This is a genomic window from Kitasatospora sp. NPDC001261 (assembly GCF_042896795.1).
In the GTDB taxonomy this organism is placed as follows: Bacteria; Actinomycetota; Actinomycetes; order Streptomycetales; family Streptomycetaceae; genus Kitasatospora.
In genome coordinates, this window is the sequence record NZ_JBIAXP010000020.1 from 1 (window position 1) to 16,867 (window position 16,867).

General features: G+C 72.7%; 15 protein-coding genes. 6 read left to right on the forward strand and 9 right to left on the reverse strand.

What is annotated here, in order from left to right; genetic code table 11:
* The coding region (locus ACFY4B_RS25645) for a trypsin-like serine protease (RefSeq protein WP_387971368.1) at positions 1 to 1,805 on the reverse strand (1,805 nt) is incomplete at its 3' end.
* 222 nt (positions 1,806 to 2,027) lie between these two features.
* Between ACFY4B_RS25645 and ACFY4B_RS25650 the strand changes: the two genes are divergently transcribed.
* A complete protein-coding gene (locus tag ACFY4B_RS25650) occupies positions 2,028 to 2,171 on the forward strand; it encodes a hypothetical protein (RefSeq protein WP_387971371.1) in 144 nt (47 codons plus the stop codon).
* Positions 2,172 to 2,426: 255 nt separating this feature from the next.
* On the opposite strand, the gene ACFY4B_RS25655 is transcribed toward ACFY4B_RS25650, so the two are convergent.
* The 3 genes from ACFY4B_RS25655 to ACFY4B_RS25665 all read right to left on the reverse strand — a co-directional run bounded on the left by ACFY4B_RS25655 (position 2,427) and on the right by ACFY4B_RS25665 (position 7,057).
* Positions 2,427 to 2,969, reverse strand: coding sequence for a hypothetical protein (locus tag ACFY4B_RS25655; RefSeq protein WP_053112263.1), 543 nt, complete (start codon positions 2,967 to 2,969; stop codon positions 2,427 to 2,429).
* A 268-nt stretch (positions 2,970 to 3,237) separates the two neighbouring features.
* On the reverse strand, positions 3,238 to 3,537 hold the full coding sequence (locus ACFY4B_RS25660; protein ID WP_143204551.1) for a hypothetical protein: 300 nt from the start codon (positions 3,535 to 3,537) through the stop codon (positions 3,238 to 3,240).
* Positions 3,538 to 3,739: 202 nt separating this feature from the next.
* The gene (locus tag ACFY4B_RS25665; RefSeq protein ID WP_387971374.1) at positions 3,740 to 7,057 is read right to left on the reverse strand and encodes an ALF repeat-containing protein; all 3,318 of its coding nucleotides are present in this window, start codon (positions 7,055 to 7,057) and stop codon (positions 3,740 to 3,742) included.
* Between the two features lie 749 nt (positions 7,058 to 7,806).
* On the opposite strand from ACFY4B_RS25665, the gene ACFY4B_RS25670 reads away from it, so the two are divergent.
* The 4 genes from ACFY4B_RS25670 to ACFY4B_RS25685 all read left to right on the forward strand — a co-directional run bounded on the left by ACFY4B_RS25670 (position 7,807) and on the right by ACFY4B_RS25685 (position 10,670).
* The gene (locus tag ACFY4B_RS25670) at positions 7,807 to 7,983 is read left to right on the forward strand and encodes a hypothetical protein (RefSeq protein WP_380744963.1); all 177 of its coding nucleotides are present in this window, start codon (positions 7,807 to 7,809) and stop codon (positions 7,981 to 7,983) included.
* 486 nt (positions 7,984 to 8,469) lie between these two features.
* Positions 8,470 to 8,967, forward strand: a complete 498-nt coding sequence (locus ACFY4B_RS25675; RefSeq protein WP_049654334.1) for a carbonic anhydrase — start codon at positions 8,470 to 8,472, stop codon at positions 8,965 to 8,967.
* A gap of 109 nt (positions 8,968 to 9,076) precedes the next feature.
* A complete protein-coding gene (gene thpR / locus ACFY4B_RS25680; RefSeq protein ID WP_387971378.1) occupies positions 9,077 to 9,670 on the forward strand; it encodes an RNA 2',3'-cyclic phosphodiesterase in 594 nt (197 codons plus the stop codon).
* A 277-nt stretch (positions 9,671 to 9,947) separates the two neighbouring features.
* Positions 9,948 to 10,670: an LURP-one-related/scramblase family protein gene (locus ACFY4B_RS25685; protein ID WP_079272189.1), complete on the forward strand. Its 723-nt coding sequence runs from the start codon at positions 9,948 to 9,950 to the stop codon at positions 10,668 to 10,670.
* Positions 10,671 to 10,821: 151 nt separating this feature from the next.
* Here the strand turns inward: ACFY4B_RS25685 and ACFY4B_RS25690 are convergent, their stop codons facing one another.
* The 4 genes from ACFY4B_RS25690 to ACFY4B_RS25705 all read right to left on the reverse strand — a co-directional run bounded on the left by ACFY4B_RS25690 (position 10,822) and on the right by ACFY4B_RS25705 (position 14,956).
* Positions 10,822 to 11,145 carry a hypothetical protein gene (locus tag ACFY4B_RS25690; RefSeq protein WP_074002867.1) on the reverse strand — a complete coding sequence of 108 codons (324 nt, stop codon included), beginning with the start codon at positions 11,143 to 11,145 and terminating at the stop codon, positions 10,822 to 10,824.
* A 142-nt stretch (positions 11,146 to 11,287) separates the two neighbouring features.
* Positions 11,288 to 12,619, reverse strand: a complete 1,332-nt coding sequence (locus tag ACFY4B_RS25695; RefSeq protein WP_387971381.1) for a M64 family metallopeptidase — start codon at positions 12,617 to 12,619, stop codon at positions 11,288 to 11,290.
* 284 nt (positions 12,620 to 12,903) lie between these two features.
* A complete protein-coding gene (locus tag ACFY4B_RS25700) occupies positions 12,904 to 14,172 on the reverse strand; it encodes an MFS transporter (protein WP_387971384.1) in 1,269 nt (422 codons plus the stop codon).
* 43 nt (positions 14,173 to 14,215) lie between these two features.
* Positions 14,216 to 14,956: a class II aldolase/adducin family protein gene (locus ACFY4B_RS25705; protein ID WP_387971387.1), complete on the reverse strand. Its 741-nt coding sequence runs from the start codon at positions 14,954 to 14,956 to the stop codon at positions 14,216 to 14,218.
* Between the two features lie 191 nt (positions 14,957 to 15,147).
* Here ACFY4B_RS25705 and ACFY4B_RS25710 point away from each other — a divergent pair, with 191 nt between their 5' ends.
* Entirely contained in the window at positions 15,148 to 16,065 is a 918-nt protein-coding gene (locus ACFY4B_RS25710) for a LysR family transcriptional regulator (protein ID WP_387971390.1), read from the forward strand.
* 215 nt (positions 16,066 to 16,280) lie between these two features.
* Here ACFY4B_RS25710 and ACFY4B_RS25715 read toward each other — a convergent pair whose 3' ends face one another.
* Positions 16,281 to 16,757: a hypothetical protein gene (locus tag ACFY4B_RS25715; RefSeq protein WP_387827761.1), complete on the reverse strand. Its 477-nt coding sequence runs from the start codon at positions 16,755 to 16,757 to the stop codon at positions 16,281 to 16,283.
* Positions 16,758 to 16,867 lie beyond the last annotated feature (110 nt).

Below are 16,867 nucleotides of genomic sequence, written 5' to 3' on the forward strand. Positions count from 1 at the left end.
TGCTGGTCGGCTTCTTCTTCCCGGGTGACTCGCTGCTGATCCTCGCGGGCGTCGCCGCCTCGAACGCAGCCTCCTCGGTGCTCGGTGACGGCGCCCGCCGACCAGAAGGTGCCGGAGGCCCAGAGGCTGCGGCTGCCGTCCGCGGAGTAGACGACGGCGTTGCCGTCGGGCTGGATCCGGAGGAAGGCGTTGCCGTTGCCGGCGGTGTTGCTGTGCCACAGGACCGCGTTGTCGCTCAGGCGGTAGAGGACGAGGTCACCGTCCCACTGCATGGCCAGGCGGGTGGTCTTCGCGTACACCTGCTGGCCGGCCACGAGCTGGGTGCCGGAGCGGAAGGTGGTGGCGCTCCAGACGGTGTTGGCGACCGTCTCGGCGGCGTTCTTCTTGTAGAGCGCGAAGGTGCCGTCGTCCTGGAGCTTGAGGAACGCGCCGTTCTGGCCCCAGGTGTTGGAGCCCCACAGGGCGCCGGTGCCGGCGGCCGGGTTGCCGTCGCTCTTGTAGAGGACGAAGTTGCCGTCCGTCTGCACGTACGCCCACGCCCCCTTGTTCCCGGAGGTGTTGGTGTTCCAGGTGGGCTCGGCGTCGGCGCGGCGGTAGCGGACCAGGTTGCCGTCCGCCTGCATCTCGACCACGGCGGTCTGCGACTGGAACCACTGACCGGGCTTGATCTTGGTGTCGCTGTTCAGCTTCTGGTCCAGGCGGATGGTGCCGGCGGACCACAGGACGGAGCTGCCGTCGGCCTTGACCATGGCCACGTTGCCGTCGTTCCGGAGCTTGAGGAACGCGCCGTTCTGGCCCCAGGTGCCGGAGGCCCACAGGGCGCCGGTGCCGGCGGCCGGGTTGCCGTCGCTCTTGTAGACGACGAGGTTGCCGTCCGGCTGGATGTACGCCCAGGCGCCGTTGTTGCCCGAAGTCCCGCTCGACCACAGGATCCCGTTGTCGACCTGCTTGTGGGTGACGACCAGGTCGCCGTCCGGCCGCATGGTCAGCTTCAGGTCCGCGCCGACGATCGACTGTCCGGAGGTCAGCTTGGTGTCCGACTTGACCGACACGCCGCCGGCGGCCACGGTCGAGGAGACCCATCCGCCGAGGTCGTCGACGCGGGTGGCGGTCGCGCCGGTGCGGGTCTCGGTGGCCGGGGTGTCGAGGCAGCCGCCCTGCCAGGAGCGGGAGGCGACGGCGACGAGTTCGGACTTGCCGCCCGTCTCGCGGATCGTGGGGGCGCCGGTGTCGCCCTTGCAGACCGCCGCGCCGCCGGTGCCGGTGACGCTGATGCCGGTCGCGCTCACGGTGCCGAGGGTGAAGGAGCCGGTGTGGGGCTTCAGCGGGGCCCACTCGTCCTTGGTGCGGCCGTACCCGGCCACCCGCAGGTTCTCTCCCGAGGTGGGGGCGGTCGTGGCGAACGCCGGCGGGGTGATGCCGTCCACGGCGGTGGCCAGGCGGGCCATCACCAGGTCGCGCTCCTGCCGCGGCACCAGCTCGGCCACGTCGGCGGACTTGGCGCCCACCGTGACGGTCGTCTTCCACTTCGGCGCGCCGGCCGCCAGCGCCTGCGGCTGTGCGGGGTCGTCGGAGAAGCAGGACGCGGCGGTCAGCACCCAGTAGTGGTCCACCAGCGTGCCGGTGCAGCCGCGCAGGGCGTCGCCGACGACGATCCGGGCGGTGTAGGCGTACGAGCCGTCGGCGGCGGCGTCGCCGGTCACCGCGCCGGCCGGGGTGAAGGAGGTCATCGTGCCGGCGGCCGCGGCGGCGGCCGCTACCAGCACGCCCGCTCGTCGGGAGCGGAGCGAGGAGTTGCGAGGCATGAACAGGGTTCCCAACGATAAGAGGTGAATTCGGGTAGCGATCGGTCCGATGTGGTCCGGCGGGCTTCCCGTCGGCGTCTTCGCCGACGATCGCGAAGCGCTGTCCTGGAGCGCGGAGGGCCTGCGGGGCAGGTCAGCGGTGAGGCTGACCCGGCAGTTCGGGCCCGTGGTCGCCGAGGCCGGGGACGAGTGAGCCGCCCGCGTCCGACGGAGTCCGCGATCGTGCGGCCTCTGACGGGCCGCCAGGCCGTCGCCCTGCACCCGCTCAGTCGCCTGGAGCGGTACGAGCGGCGGGCCTGCAGCCGGCTCGCCGGCCTGTGCGGCCGGTGGCCCACCGCCGAGCGACGGCAGCCGGCTGCCGAGTAACTCGCAGCGCAGGCCCGGCCGTTCGACATCCTGGCGGTCGGAGTCCCGCTGTGCGGCCCCGTCGGGCTTCGTGGAGTCGGCCGCCGTCTGCGGGGTGGGCGCGGAGGGCGTTCGCACCGCTCGCGGGCCGCGGCGATGCGGGCCGCTCGGATGGTTCGGGTCCCGCTGGTCCCGGTCCCGCCACTCGCGCGGCGGGGCCGGGGCCGGGGCCGGGGCCGGGGGATCAGGCGTGCGTCAAACCGCCTGATCGGAGCCTCACTTGGAGGTGGTGAGCTCCAGCAGGGTGAACGGGCGCTGCTGCGGGTCGGTGAGCTCGCCGACCTTGTTCCAGGTGTTCGGCTTCAGGTCGTGGATCTTGGTCTCGGTGCCGTTCACCATGACCACGTGGACGGAGTAGTCGGAGGTGGAGACGGCGTAGGTCGACGGCAGCTCCAGGCTGAGCCGACCGGACGTGCCGGTGGTGGTGAAGCAGAAGCGGCCGCCGCCGACCTTGTCGGTCTCCGCCATGTTCCGGGCGTCGACCTCCAGCAGACCCGGGGCGCAGGGCACGAGGACGATGTGGCCGTCACCGCTCTTCAGCCGGATGCCACGGTCCGCGAAGATCTGGTCCGCGCCGGGGTAGGCGAAGTCCTCCACGGCCGGCGGCGGAGTGTCGTCGGCGGTCAGCGCCTTCGGAGCGGCGGCGGTGCCGCCGGGCGCGGCGGCGCTGCGGTCAGCCGCGACGGCGCCCACGACGCCGGACACCGCGACCGTGCCGGCGACCGCGCCGACGATGACCATCTTGGTGATGGAACGCATGAGTAAAACCCCCTGATTAGCCGTCAATTGCTGCTGGTTCGCAGCGGACCTGCCGAGTCGGTGCACGTACCGGCGACCTGGTCGAATGGCGTTTCCGGCCACCCCCGGCCACCCCCGGCCCCGACCGGCACCATTGCTATCACGAGCGGGTCGACTTCCGGAAGATCGTTTCCCGCTTCGGAAGCATCTGGAATTCCGCCATGTTCGTGTACGGCCTATATGCCCGGGGAAAAGGTTGTCGCGGGCGGGTGAGCCGTGGACCGAGCCGCTACCGGGTGGTCCAGATCGCCGCGGTCCCGAAGACGACCAAGGACACGAAGACCTGCGCCATCATGGCGGGCGGCCACGTGTTGTCCTCCGACTCGCCCCTCTCCTTCGCCTCCATCAGGCGCTGCGCGAACTTCCTGCGGTGGCCGACCATTCCCACCGGGAAGGCCACCACCGCGAACGAGTACATGGCGAGCACCGCGGCCGCGTCCATGTGCTTCGCGTAGTAGCTGCCGAGGCCGAAGACCACCATCGCGGCCGGCGCCAGCGCCATGCTGATCCGGTGCGTGCGCGTGGGCATTCCCGGCACCAGCACCGCCCAGAACACCGCGGTCGCCAGAATCGCGAGCCACCACCACGAAACGACACCAAGCCCCAACGGATACACCGCACACCCCCCTCGTTCCGGCTGTGGAGCCCGCGTCGGACGCGGGCTCCACAGCCACTGTTCTGTCACGGCCATTCGAACACGGCCGATCACTCACTGCCTAGCGATCACCTGATCAGTCGTCGCTCGAGAACCAGCTGACGACGGACGAGACGGCACTGTGTCCGGCCTTCACCAGCCTCTCGCCGACCTTCTCGGTCACCTTCACGCCGAACTTGGCCGCTTCCGCCGCGCCCTTCTCGATCGCGCCGACCACTCGGCCACCGATCAGGGAGAGGCCGACGGATGCCACCGAGCCGATGAACTTGTCGCTGCTGAAGCCGTAGCCGATCCCGGTGTACAGGGCCGACGCCACACCCGTCACCAGCGAGAACGTGCCGACGGCGGCCGCGAAGGGCTGGCCACCCGGAATGAGCATCAGGCCGGCCGCGACGAACCCGCTCCAGGTGCTGACACTGCCCAGGAAGTCTCCGTAGTCCTTGAACAGCTGCTTGTCGTCCTTCGGCGGAGAGCCCGGAGCGGGCTTCTCGGGAGCCGGAGCCGGAGTGGTCACCTTGTCGTTGGCCGGCGTGTTCACCGGGTCGACGTGGTTGGCCTCGTTGGCCTTCGCCTGGGCCGCCGCGGCGGCGGCAGCGGCGGCCTGCTCCTGCGCCCGCTTCTGCGCGGCGATGGCGTGGGCGTCGCTCGCGGCCTGCGACGCCGTGGCGGCGTCCTTGCCCGCCGCGCTCGCGCTGGCCGCGGCCTGCGCCGCCGAGGCCCTCGCGCTCGCCGCCGAGTTCACGGCCTGGTTCGCGGAGGTGGTCGCCTGGGTGGCCGAGTAGTTGGCCTGCCGGTTGGCCGTCTGCGCGGTCGCCGCCGCACTCTTGGCCTTCTGCGCCGAAGCGGCGGCGGCTGCCGCGGAGGCGTCGGCGGCGGCGGACTTGGCCTTGGCGTCGTCCGCGTACCCCTTCGCCTGCTGGGCCGACTGCCCTGCCAGGCTCGCCCAGTGCGCGGCCTCATCCGACGCGTGGCGCGCGTCCGCGGCGATCTGGTACGCCCGCTGGGCGCTCTCGCTCGCGGTGGCCGCGTCCTTCGCGGCGTTGGCGATCATGCTCAGCACGGACGACACGTGCGCGTCGGTGTCCGCGTCCTTCTGCGCCGCCGTGAACTGGGTCTTGCGGACGAACTCGTGCTGCATCCAGGCCGGTCCAGCCAGGGCGACCGCGCCCGCGGCCTTCACGTTGGGCCCGCCGCCGTCCGTGGCGACCACCACGGCCACCCGGTCGTCCTCGGCCAGGGCCTTGGCGTAGCCGTTGGACAGGAAGGCGGCCAGGACCGACACCCGGCCGTCGGCCAGTGCCGCGCCGCCGTCCCGCTGGACGGCCTTGCCGCCGTCCGAGACCAGGGAGACGGTCCGCACCCGCAGGTCCTCGGCCTGGGCCTGGAGCGCCCCACCGCTGAGGAACTTCTCGACCGCGGTCGGGTCGGTGCTCTCCAGCGTCTTCTGCGCCTCGGTCGCCAGCTTGGCGTTCGCGATGCTCGTGACGGCCAGGATCTTCTCCCGGTCGTCGAGCTGAAGGCTGCGCTGGTAGTCCGACTTGGCCCAGGAGACCACGGCCTCGTCGGTGCCGGAGAGCGCGGCCTGCGCCGACGCCCGGGTCCAGGAGCCGGTGGACTTCAGCAGGTTGACCGCGGCCTTGCGGCCGGCCTGGGCGGCCGTCGCCGTGGCGGTTCCGGTCGCCGCGGCCTGCTTGACCAGGTCCTTCGTCGCGGCGTCCTGCGAGGCGGCCTCGGTCTGCTGCTGGTTGAAGTCCGCCTGGGTGGCCTGATCGTCCTTCAGCAGCAGGTCGGCCTGGGTGACCCCGAGCTGCTTGTCCGACTCCAGCTGCACGGCCTCGGCGTCACGGGCCAGCTTCTCGAGCGTCTGGGCCTTCGCCACCGCCGAGGCCGCGGTCTCGGCGGCGACAGCGGCGGCGTCCGCGTGCTGCCCCGCGATCTTCGCCCAGTCCTGGGCCTGGCCCGCGGCGGCGGCCGCGGCGTCGGCCGCTGCGGCGGCCTTCTCCGCGTGGTCGGCGGTGCGGTTGGCCAGATCCTTGGCCTCGCCCGCCGCGGCGGCGGCCGCGGTGGCGAGGTTCTGGGCACGGGTCGCGGCCGTGCTGGCCGCGTTGGCCGCGTTGCGGGCGGTGGTGGCCGCGTTGCGGGCGCGGGCCGCCTGCTCGGTGGCCTGGCCGGCGGAACCGGCCGCCTGGGCGCTGGACTCGGCGGCAGCGGCGGCGTTGTTGGCGGCGCGGGCCGCGGCGGAGCCGGCCTGGCCCGCCCGGGCACTCGCGTCGGCGGCGGACGAGGCGGCCGACGCCGCGTCCCGCGCACCGGCGGCGGCGTTGCGCGCCAGCACAGCGGCGTCGCTCGCCGCCTTGGCCTGGGACCGGTCGCCCGCGGCGGCGGCAGCGGCGTTGTACGCGCGGCTGGCGGCCTGGCCGGCGGCGGCCGCGGCCGAAGCGGCCGAACGCGCCGCCGTGGCAGCCGTCTTGGCTGCCGCCACCGCCGTGTTGGAGGCGTCGATCGCGGTCTTCGCGGCCTCCGCCGCACCCTGGGCGGCCTCGGCGGCCCGGTTGGCCGCGGCGCCCGTCTTCTCGGCGTCGTCCTTGGTCTTGGCAGCCTCGTCCGCGGCCGTCAGCGCGGCCTGCTTGGCCGTCTCGGCGGCCTTCTCGGCCCGGGCGCCCGCCTCCTGGGCGGCGGCCGTCTCCTCCAGGGCGCGCTTGGTGGCGTCCTTCGCGGTCTGGGCGAGCTGCTTGACGTCGAGCGTCTCCTGGTCCCTCGCCTGGGCGAGGAGCTGGCCGTTCTCCAGGAACCCGCGGATGTCGGCGGGTGTGCCGCTGAGCGCCCGGCCGGCCTGCTTGGTGAACTCCGGGCCGGTGTAGACGTCCATCAGCCGCAGGACGGCGACCCGGTCGTCCTCCTCCTGCGCCTTGAACCGGCCGGTGGTCAGGAAGGCGTCCATGGCCTCGGCGGTGCCGTCGCCGAGCGCCTTGGTCCCGGCCGTGCGGACGGCGACGTCGGCGCCGTCGACGATGGTGACGATCGCCGCCCGGCGGTCGTCCATCATCGGGTTCTGCCAGCCGCTGGTGACGAACGCGTGGAGGTCGGCGTCCGACCCGCTCAGCGCCTTCGTCGCGGCGTCGCGCACGCCCTTACCGGTGCTGCTCAGCATCTTGATGACGGCGAAGCGCTCGTCCGACGCCTGAGCACGGCTCAGCGTGCTGGTCAAGAACGTGGTGATGTCGGCGTCCGAGCCGACCAGTGCCCGTGCGGCCGCGTCCTTCACCGCTGTGCCGCCGCCCTGCCAGGCTTCGACCACCTGCGCGCGGTAGTTGGCCGGCAGCGGCTCCGGGGCCGTGTCGGACGGAAGTGCTTGGGCGACCGTCGTCCCCATGACGGTCGCGGCCAGCATCATGGCCGTGGCGGACAGGATCCTGGCGCGTGAGCGCCGTGCCGACCCTGCCCTCATTGGCGAGTTCGCCATTTCCCCCTCTTCTTCCCCAATCTCCTGGCCCGTCAGGGCCAGTGTTCACCAGGACAGTTGTCCTGATGCCGCAGGAATCCTAATGCCGGAGAAGGCGGATCGACGGGGCGGAATGATTTTGTCTGGATCGCATGCCAACTGGCTGAATCCCCGTCGGTTTCGGCCACCGATCGCATAGTCCTGCAATGGATTCACCCAAACGGCGGCAAAGGACCGGTTCATCACCCTCGTCCGGTTCACGTACATCCCCCCTGCGCCCCGAGTGTCAGAGTGACTGACCGTCAGTATGGCGGCCAGTCACTGAAAGTGATGGCAGGATAGGGATTTGCCAAACCAGGAGAAATACAGGAAGGGCACAGGAAGAACACAGGAAGAGTGCCGCTCCGGGGGCGCGAGCATCCGATCCACCGGGGAGCAGCGAACACCACCGTGGTGTTCGCCGAAGCTCGCGAGGTTGCTGAAGGTTTCCGGGGTCGAGTCGATCGGTGCGCCGGCCGCTGTTCCGGAGAAAGGGCGACGGCCGGGCGCGGTGGCGCATCAACTAGCGCATGTCGGTGGGTATTTCGGCGGGGTGTCGTCCTGCTGGGCGGGCGGGAATCCGTCATCACGCACCTGTGTTTCCGCGATCACGTGGTCATCCGAGGGTGGTGTGTCGATCCTTGGGTTCGCCACCGTTTTCCGTGAGGGAAGCGGTTCGCCGGCGTGCGATCGAGGCCTTCCAGGCCGCCACCGCACTGGCCTGCTTCCTCCACGTTCCCGATCTCGCCGCGCGCTTCTCGAAGGAGGACCGCGGCGGCGGTTGGCGGCTCCCCGAGAACCCGGCGCCGACCGACGCGGTCCGAGAGGGCGGCATGTGACGTGAGGGAACGTGTGGGATGGCCGCAGCTCGGCTGTCCACGGAGGCGGTCACCCGGCGGAGTGGAGAATGGGCGAATCCCGGGCGGGGCCGCTCCGGCGGGCAGTACGGTGCCCGCATGACCGTGCTCGTCCGCCGTCGTCACATCGACTTCGGCCGCATCCATTCCACAGGCTGTCCGGTCATCGTCTGATCGCCCGTTCCAGCCGCCCGGCCGTGTCGTTCCGTTGCGCTCTTCCGTTGCGCTCCGTTCCGAACGGCACCGCCGTGGCGGCCGTCGTTCGCCGCCGCAGGGAGGGTCGGCCGTCGCCCCGGTCGACGGACCCTCCGAGCGGCGCTCCGGACGCATCCGGCGGGACGCGCTCACCCGCTGCTCCGTTCCGCCCGCTCCGTGCTGCCCGCAGCACGCACCCGCGGGCGGGACGGGGGGCTCCCGCGCGTCCCGGCCGACCACGATCCGACCGCACCGAGAGGACAGCCGTCCACCATGACCGACACCGCCACCGACCACTACCTGCGCAACAACGCCGACTACGCCTCGGCCTTCGACGGGCCGCTCCCGCTCCCGCCGGCCCGCCGCACGGCCGTCCTGGCCTGCATGGACGCCCGGCTCAACGTGTACGGCGCGCTCGGCCTCGCCGAAGGCGACTCGCACGTGATCCGCAACGCCGGCGGGGTGGCCACCGACGACGCCATCCGCTCGCTGGCGATCAGCCAGCGGCTGCTCGGGACCCGGGAGATCATCCTCATCCACCACACCGACTGCGGCATGCTCACCTTCGGCGACGACGCCTTCCGCGAGTCGATCCGGGAGGAGACCGGCGTCAAGCCGCCGTGGGCCGCCGAGGCCTTCGCCGACCTGGAGACGGACGTGCGCCAGTCGGCCGCCCGGATCCGCACCAGTCCCTTCGTCCCGCACACGGACGCCGTGCGCGGCTTCGTCCTCGACGTCGCGACCGGCCTCCTCAAGGAGGTCGTGCTCTGACCTGACGGCGTCCCGGTGCGGCGGTCGGACGGGGCCGCCGCACCGGGGCCCGGCCGGCCCGTACGGGAGAGTCGAGGGCTGCGCCGACCGTCGACTACCCTCCCCCCTCGTGGACGATCACCCCGAACCCCGGACCCTGCGCGTCTTCGTTGCGCTCGCCCCGCCCGACGACGCCAAGGACGAACTGGCCCGGGCCCTGCGACCCGCCTATGCCGGCTACCCGCGGCTGCGGTGGAACCGGATCGAGGACTGGCACATCACCCTGGCCTTCCTCGGCGAACAGTCGTCCGCGGCGGCGCCGCTGCTGCGGTCGGCGCTGGCCGCCGCGGCCCCGTCGCGCCCCGCCCTGCAGCTGGGCCTGCGCGGCGGCGGCTACTTCGACCAGCGGCTGCTGTGGACCGGCGTCGACGGTGACCTGGAAGGACTGCACCGGCTCGCCGCCGACGTCCGGGACCTCGCCAGGTCCTGCGGGATCGACTTCAGGGAGCGGCCGCTGAACCCCCATCTCACCCTGGCCCGCTCCCGCCGCGACGACTCCGTCAGTGTGCCGCTGGCGGCGGCCGGGCTCACGGGGTTCGTGGGTCGGCCCTGGCGGACCGAACGCCTCCACCTCGTCGGCAGCAACATCGGTCGCGGCCCCGGGCCGATCCACTACCGCGACATCGAGGCGTGGCGGCTCGGCGTCGCCGCGGCCCCGGCCTGAGGCGCCCGGGGGGCGTAGGCCGGGGAGCCGGGTGCCCGTACCGGCCGACGGGTACGTGCCTACGGGTGCGGCTCCGTTCGATGTCGCACGGTTTTTCCGCCGTCCGTGATCGATCGGCGGATGTGACATCGGCCACACGCGTGCCGGCCGTCGGTCGGCCCTCGTTCGCAACACGCCGATCCGCAGGTCGAATTCGCGACCCGGAGTCCCCGGCGCGCCGGGTGAGCGTCCGAAACGATCTCGCTGCTGACGGTGGATTGGCCCTAGCCTGCCGGGCATGTCCCAGAACACGAACATCCCCGGTTTCCCCGGGGGGCCGACCGCTGCGGTCGGCGACTCCGCCAAGGTGCAGCGCCAGGTACGGCAGCAGGCGGGCGTCGGACCGGTCTACGGTGGCGGCGGCACCCTCTTCTCCGAGCCCGTCCTGGTGGTGAACCAGAAGGCCAAGCTGATCGAGCTGACCAACGAGTACTCGGTCTTCGACCAGCAGGGCGCCACGCTGGGCTCGGTGGTCCAGGTCGGCCAGAGCGGCCTGCGCAAGGTGGTGCGGCTGCTCTTCTCCATCGACCAGTACCTGACCCACAAGCTGGAGATCCGCGACGCGCAGGGCACCCCGGTGCTGCTGCTGACCCGTCCGGCGAAGTTCATCAAGTCGCGGGTGATCGTGCAGCGTCCGGACGGCCAGGAGGTCGGCCAGATCGTTCAGCAGAACGCCATCGGGAAGATCAACTTCTCGCTGGAGGTCGGCGGTCAGAAGGTCGGCGCGATCAAGGCCGAGAACTGGCGGGCCTGGAACTTCTCCATCGTCGACGGGACGGACACCGAGATCGCCCGGATCACGAAGACCTGGGAGGGCCTGGCGAAGACGATGTTCACCACGGCCGACAACTACGTTCTCCAGATCCACCGTCCGCTCCCCGACCCGCTGCTCAGCCTGGTCGTGGCGACCGCGCTGACCGTGGACACCGCGCTGAAGCAGGACGCCCGCGGCCTCGGATAGCCGCGAACCGGGGAAACCGGGGACTGACGGGCAGGCCGCCCGAGTGTTGCGGGCGGCCTGCCCGTCCCCGGGTTCCGGGTGGTCCCCGGTGCGCGCACTCCGGGCAGGAGGCACCCGTAGGCGATGCCCGGGGGCGGGCCGCCCCCCCGACTCAGACGAAGGCGATGACGAGCAGGACGGCCGCCAGCAGGAGAACGACCGTCAGCGCCGGAGCGCCGGTACGCCCGCCGGCCTCGGAGGTGACGGCGATCAGCGAGACGGCGGGGACCGCCAGCGAGAGGAAGACCGCCAGCCACCTGACGGTACCGATGGGAACCCCGGCGACCATGGCCCCCCAGACGGTCGTGAACATCACCGCGAGCCAGCCCGTCGCGGTCAGCGCCGCCCAGGTCGCACGCGCGGTCCACCGCTCGACCGGGTCGGCCGAGCGGAAGTTGGTACGGGTCATCGTGAAGATCCGGGTCAAGTTCGCCACCTGAGCATCCTTTCGAACAACACGGCCGGGCACCAGCGACGGAAGCACACGGCGACCCGGCGTCCGGAGTAAGGGTGACGTCGCGTCGGACCAGGTCGGCGTGGACCCTCGCCGGCTCGGCAGTGAGGGTCCACGCCCGTGGTCAGCGGGTGACGCTCCAGACCAGGCTGCGGGTCAGCGCCGGGGTCAGGGCCGGGTCGATGACGGCCGAGGTGGGGTCGTTCGCCACGGCCTTGAGCTCGTGGGCCGCGGGCTTGGAGCCGGTGGGGCCGAGGTCGGAGACGGAGATCGACTTGTGGTCGCGCAGGGCCGTCACCTCCTTGCCGTCGAGGTACCAGCGCAGCTTGGTGCCGGAGACCGGGAGGTCGACGGTGAGGTGGTCGGTCGCGGTCAGGCGGGTGGTGACCGGCGTGCTGCTGGAGAGGGTGGAGGCGTGCCGGTAGAAGCCGGCGATCATCGCCTCGCGGCCGGGGAGGTTGAACTCCCGCCCGAGGGAGCGCATCACGGAGTTGTCGGTCGGCCGGTTGAGGCCGGTCGGGTAGTTGCTGCCGCCCTGGTACGCGCCGACGGTGCCGCCGTCGGGCGAGGTCTTCCCGAGCCAGCGGTACCACTTGGCCTTGTCCTGGCGCATCCGGTCGGCGCTCAGGGTGGTGATGTTGGGCTGCGGGGGCTCCGCGCCCTGGTAGGGCCCCGCCCCGTCGGCCCAGTACTCGTCCGCGAGCTTGCCCAGCGAGTGGCCGGTCTCGTGCACCGCTATCTGGCCGGACGCGCTGTTGCCGCCCGCGACGGTGGCGATGCCCTCGTACCCGAGCGGCGACTGGGTGCTGCCGTAGCCGGCCCCGCCGTACTTGGCGGTGTTGGCGACGACGATCACGAGGTCGGCCTGCGGGGCCTTGGCGGCGTAGGTGTCGACGGCCTTGATGTCCACGCACAGCAGCCGCTCGATGGAGTTGCACCAGAAGCGCGAGCCGAGGGCGGTCTTGCGGACGGTGTCCTGCTTCGGGTCGCCGGAGACGCCCGACTGGGCGGAGACGGCGCCCACGGCCCACACGTTGAACAGCTTGCGGTAGGTGGCGTACGGCTCGACGGCGCTGATGTCCTTCCACTTCGCCGCGGCGTCCTTGCGGAACTTGTCCTGCTCCGAGGCCGTGTAGCCGTCGCCGATCATGACCACGTCCAGCTTGCTGTCCGTGCTCCCGTTGTTGACGATCTTCGTCACGGTGCCGTCCGCCGTGGCGCCGGCCGCGTTCATGACCGGCGCGCCGACGAAGGGGGAGGCGGCAGGGACCTTGGTCCGGCTGATGGCACCGTCCTCGGCGAAGACCTCCACGTCCTGGTCCCCCGGGGAGACGGTGACGGAGGCCGGGTCGACCGGGTCGGACGGAGCGGCGACCGCCGGGCCGACGCCGACGGCGAGAGCCGCCAGTGTCATGGCGCCGGCCAGGGTGACCGAGGTGAACCTGCTGGTGTGCAAGAGGGTTTCTCCGAAATCTATGGGCGGCGAAAAGTGGTGGAGCGCGGGGGAGCGCGGCCCCGTGCCGTGCTGCCGCCGCACTCCGCCAACACGGCTGCACGGAGCCGGAACTGACGAGGGGACACTGTCGGGTGGTCACCTCATCGGTGGATACGGCCGGCTGCCCACGAACGGTTCACGCGGGCTGTCGCCGTCTCGCCGATGAGCGAGCTCCTGGCGGCTGCGGGACCGTCTCATCGCCTGCCGGCGTGTTCCGGTGGCCGGCCGGCCCGGTCTCCGGGGAGTCACCGGCGGGCGGGTGCCCGCTGGGTCAGGAGGACGGCGGCGGCCAGGGCGGCGACCGCGGCGGCGAAGACGGTGGTGGCGGTGCGCAGTCCGACGGCGCCGATCAGCGCGCCGACGCCTACGGCCGGCAGGGCCAGCATGGTGTACAGGGCGGCGAAGAAGGCCGAGACGGTACGGCTGCGGGTCCCGGGCGGGGTGCGCGCGCCGATGAGCGCGATCCCGTGGCCGACGGCGACGCCGGTCGCCAGGCCGACCGTCAGCGCCGCGCCGAGCAGCGGCAGGAGGGAGGAGGCCGCCACGGCGGCGGCGATCAGCCCGGCCGCGACGATCAGCCCGGTGCACGCCGCGGGCAGGGCGGCGCGCCCCAGTCGTGCGGCCAGGAGCTGGCCCGTGCCGGTGCAGGCGAAAGCGAGGGAGACGGTTGCCGCGGTGGCCAGGAGGTCGTGGAGGTGGGCGACTTCGGTCAGGAACAGCCCGGTCACCGCGGTGAGCACGCCGAGGACGGCGAACCCCGCGCCCGCGGCGAGCGCGGCGTGCCGGAACTCCCTGCGGAGGGCGGTCGGCACACGGGGCGCGCGGGCGACCGACCCGGTTCCCCGCTCCCTCGGCGTCACGGTCTCCGGGGCCACGGCGAGTGCGGCCAGGGCTGCCGTCAGCAGGGCCGCGGCGGCGACCCAGACGGCTCGCAGCGGCCGGCCGGTGGTGTCGGCGAGCACGGCCGCGAGCAGCGGGCCGCAGGCCAGGCCGCCCATGTTCGCGGCGAGCGCCAGCCGCCCGGCACGGAACCGGCCGTCGGCGGGCGCCAGTTCGGCCAGGTGGGCGGTGGCGGTCCCGGTGATGAGCGCGGCGGCCAGCCCGGACAGCACCCGTCCGACCAGGAGGGCGGCCAGGTTCTCGGCGAGGAGGAACACGACGGCGGCCGCCAGGGCGGTGAGCAGCGCCGCGGCGGCGACCGGACGGCGGCCGTACCGGTCGGAGAGCCCGCCGAGCGCCAGCAGTCCCGCGACCACGGCCAGCGCGTAGACCGCGAAGGCCACGGTCACGGCCAGCGGTGAGAAACCGAAGGCGCGCTCGTACAGCGGGTAGAGCGGGGTGGGCACCGTCGTCCCGGCCGTGACGGCCCAGAAGGCGAGGGCGACCGCCCAGGTGCCGATCCGCCGTCTGCCGCCCGGGGCGCCCGCCCCGGGAGTGGCGGCGGTCCCGGCGGCGGGCGCGGTCGGCGGGACGGGTATCGGCGGGACGGGTATCGGGGAGGTGTGGGGGTCCACGTGCGGGGTTCCTTCCGCGTGGGCGTTCCGGGAACGGGAAGGGTCAGTGGGCCTGGAGGAGTGCGGCTCGGCGTAGCCAGTACCGCCAGCCGGCGTCGATCTGGCTGTCGGGCCAGGCCACCGCGTCCTTCTCCAGGCATTCCTGATGGCCGGTCCAGTGCCGGAGCTCGCCCGCGGCGCGGGCGGTGAGCTGGGTCCGGCAGGCCCGTTCGAGCAGGATCGCGTACATGACCGCGTGGGCGGTGTCCCGACCGACCGCCGCCAGGCCGTGTCCGGGCATCAGGCAGGCGCGGGCGCCGCCGAGGTCGGCCGCGAGCGCGCGGCCCAGCCCGGGGGTGCGGACGAGGTTGTCGGTGGCGGTGTACCGGGGCAGGCCGTGTTCGGCGAAGACGACGGCGTCGTGGCTGAGCGCGCGGAGCGGTTCACCGAGCGCGCTGAAGGCGTTGACCGTCGGGGAGTGGGTGTGGACGCTGGCGCGCACCTCGGGACGGGCCCGCATGAGTTCGGTGTGGAGGTGGTGTTCGAGGTGGACGCGTCCGGTTCCCGCCAGCCGCTCGCCGGTCCACGAGACGAGCAGGACGCGCTCGGGGGTGATCTCCTCCAGCCCCCAGCCGGCCGACTTCATCCACACGCCGCGCCCGTCCGGGTCGCGGACCGCGAGGTGTCCCCACACCATGTCACCGTGCCCGGCCGCGGCCAGCGCCCGGCTGCCGAGCGCGACCAGCTCGACCAGCTCGACCAGCTCGACCGGGTCGATGGGGTCGTCCATCGTGTCGTCCGTCATGGGTGGTGCTCCTTGATGTCGTGTCCGGGCCCGTTCTCGGGCTGCTGTGGCCGCCGTCTCCCCTCGTACGCGGGGGGTTTCGGACCGTGCGTCCGGGGCGTCCGGGGCCGCATCCTGCGGCGGTGCTCACGACCCTAGGAGCGGTCGCGGATTGCGACCAGTGAAAAGAATGCAAGTGCTATTTTCACTTGGTGAAAGTCACGTCCCTCGACCTCAACCTCCTCGTCATCCTCGACGCCGTGCTGGAGGAGGGCAGCGTCACCGGGGCGGCCCGCCGGTTGGACCTGTCGGCACCGGCCGTCAGCAGGGCCCTGGGCCGGCTGCGGACCGCTTTCGGCGATCCCCTGCTGGTGCGCTCCAGCCGCGGACTGAAGCCGACCGCGCACGCGCTGGCGCTGCGTCCGCGGGTACGAGCCCTGGTCGAGGACGCCCGGAACCTGCTGGGGCCCGCGGAGGAGGACGCACCGGCCGCCTGGTGCCGCAGCTTCACCGTTCTGGCGCCCGAGGACCTGATCGGGTGCTTCGGCACGGACCTGCTGGCCCTCGTGCGCGCCGAAGCCCCCGGCGTCCAGCTGCGCCTCCTCGGCGAAGGGCGGGCGGCCGACGAAGGCGGGGCGGTGCGCGAGGGCGCCGCGGATGTCGCGATCGGGGTCAACGCCTCCAAGGAGGCCGACCTCCGCTCGGAAGGGCTGGTCCGCGAGCCGCTGCTCGGGGTGGTCCGCGCCGGTCACCCGCTGAGCCGCGGCGAGGTCACGGCGGCCCGCTTCGCGGCGTGGGATCACGTCGTGGTCTCCCGTCACGGCCGCCTGCGCACCGCGGTCGACAGGCTGCTGGAGGCCGAGGGAGTGCGGCGTACCGTCGCGGCCTCCGTGCCCGGCTTCACCACGGCGCTGCGCCTGGTAGCCGCCGGCGACCTGGTCGGGATCGTGCCGGCCGCCCTGGCCGGCCGTCTGGCCGACCCGCTCGAACTGGTCACCTTCCCGGTGCCGTTGGACGTGAAGCCGCTGCGCGTCAGCATGCTGTGGCATCCCCGCCACGACGACGACCCGGCCCACCGCTGGCTGCGTGCCCGCGTCCGCGAAGCTGCCGGTCGGCGGACTGCCCCGTGACGCGCGCCGCCCCGCCCGTCCGCACGGGGCGCGGGCGGGCGGGGCGGTCAAGTGCCCTGGCGCGGACAGGCCTTGGACCCGCGGCAGCCCGTCGGCGACGGTGAGGCCGAGGGCGCGTTCCTCGGCATGGTCCGGCGCCGTGACGGGCCCTCGGTCCCCGTCACGGCGCCGTGTCCTGGTCCGGAAAGATCCCGGGGAAAGGCCCGGGGGCGGCGTCAGTAGATGAGGACGTCCCAGTGGCTGCCCTCGTTGCAGTACAGGTTGCCCGACGCGGCCTGCCACTGCGGGTAGCCGTCGCCCCGGAGGCCGATGTAGGTGAAGCTGTTCTGGACGTAGCCGTCGATGCAGGAGCTGCGGGCGATGTCGACCTTGTAGCCGTTGTAGTGGCTGTAGGTGCCGGAGGCGTGGCCCACCTCGGTGCCGCCCGTGATGTTGATGGCGCAGCCGCTGGCCTGCTTGAGGGTGATGACGGCGCTGACCGTGCCCGAGTTGATCTGGTCGAACGAGGTGCAGGTGGAGTTGGACCTGGTGGTGCAGCCCCCGCTGGAACTCCACGTGATGCCGGCGCCGCTGAACTGGCCGGCGGCCGCGGACTGCGACAGCTTGGTGCCGCTGGCGCCGGCCGTGGGCGCCGAGAGGGCGAGGCCGGCCAGGGCCAGGGCGACGACGGTGGCTGCGGTGCGTGGCTTCATCTGCATCTCCCGGTGAGGATGGTGTGCATCCGACTCGACCCCCGCCCTCCTGCCGCGCCTCGCTGGGAGGGCGGGAGGTCCGGCGCCGGGCCGACGCAAGCGGCCCGGAC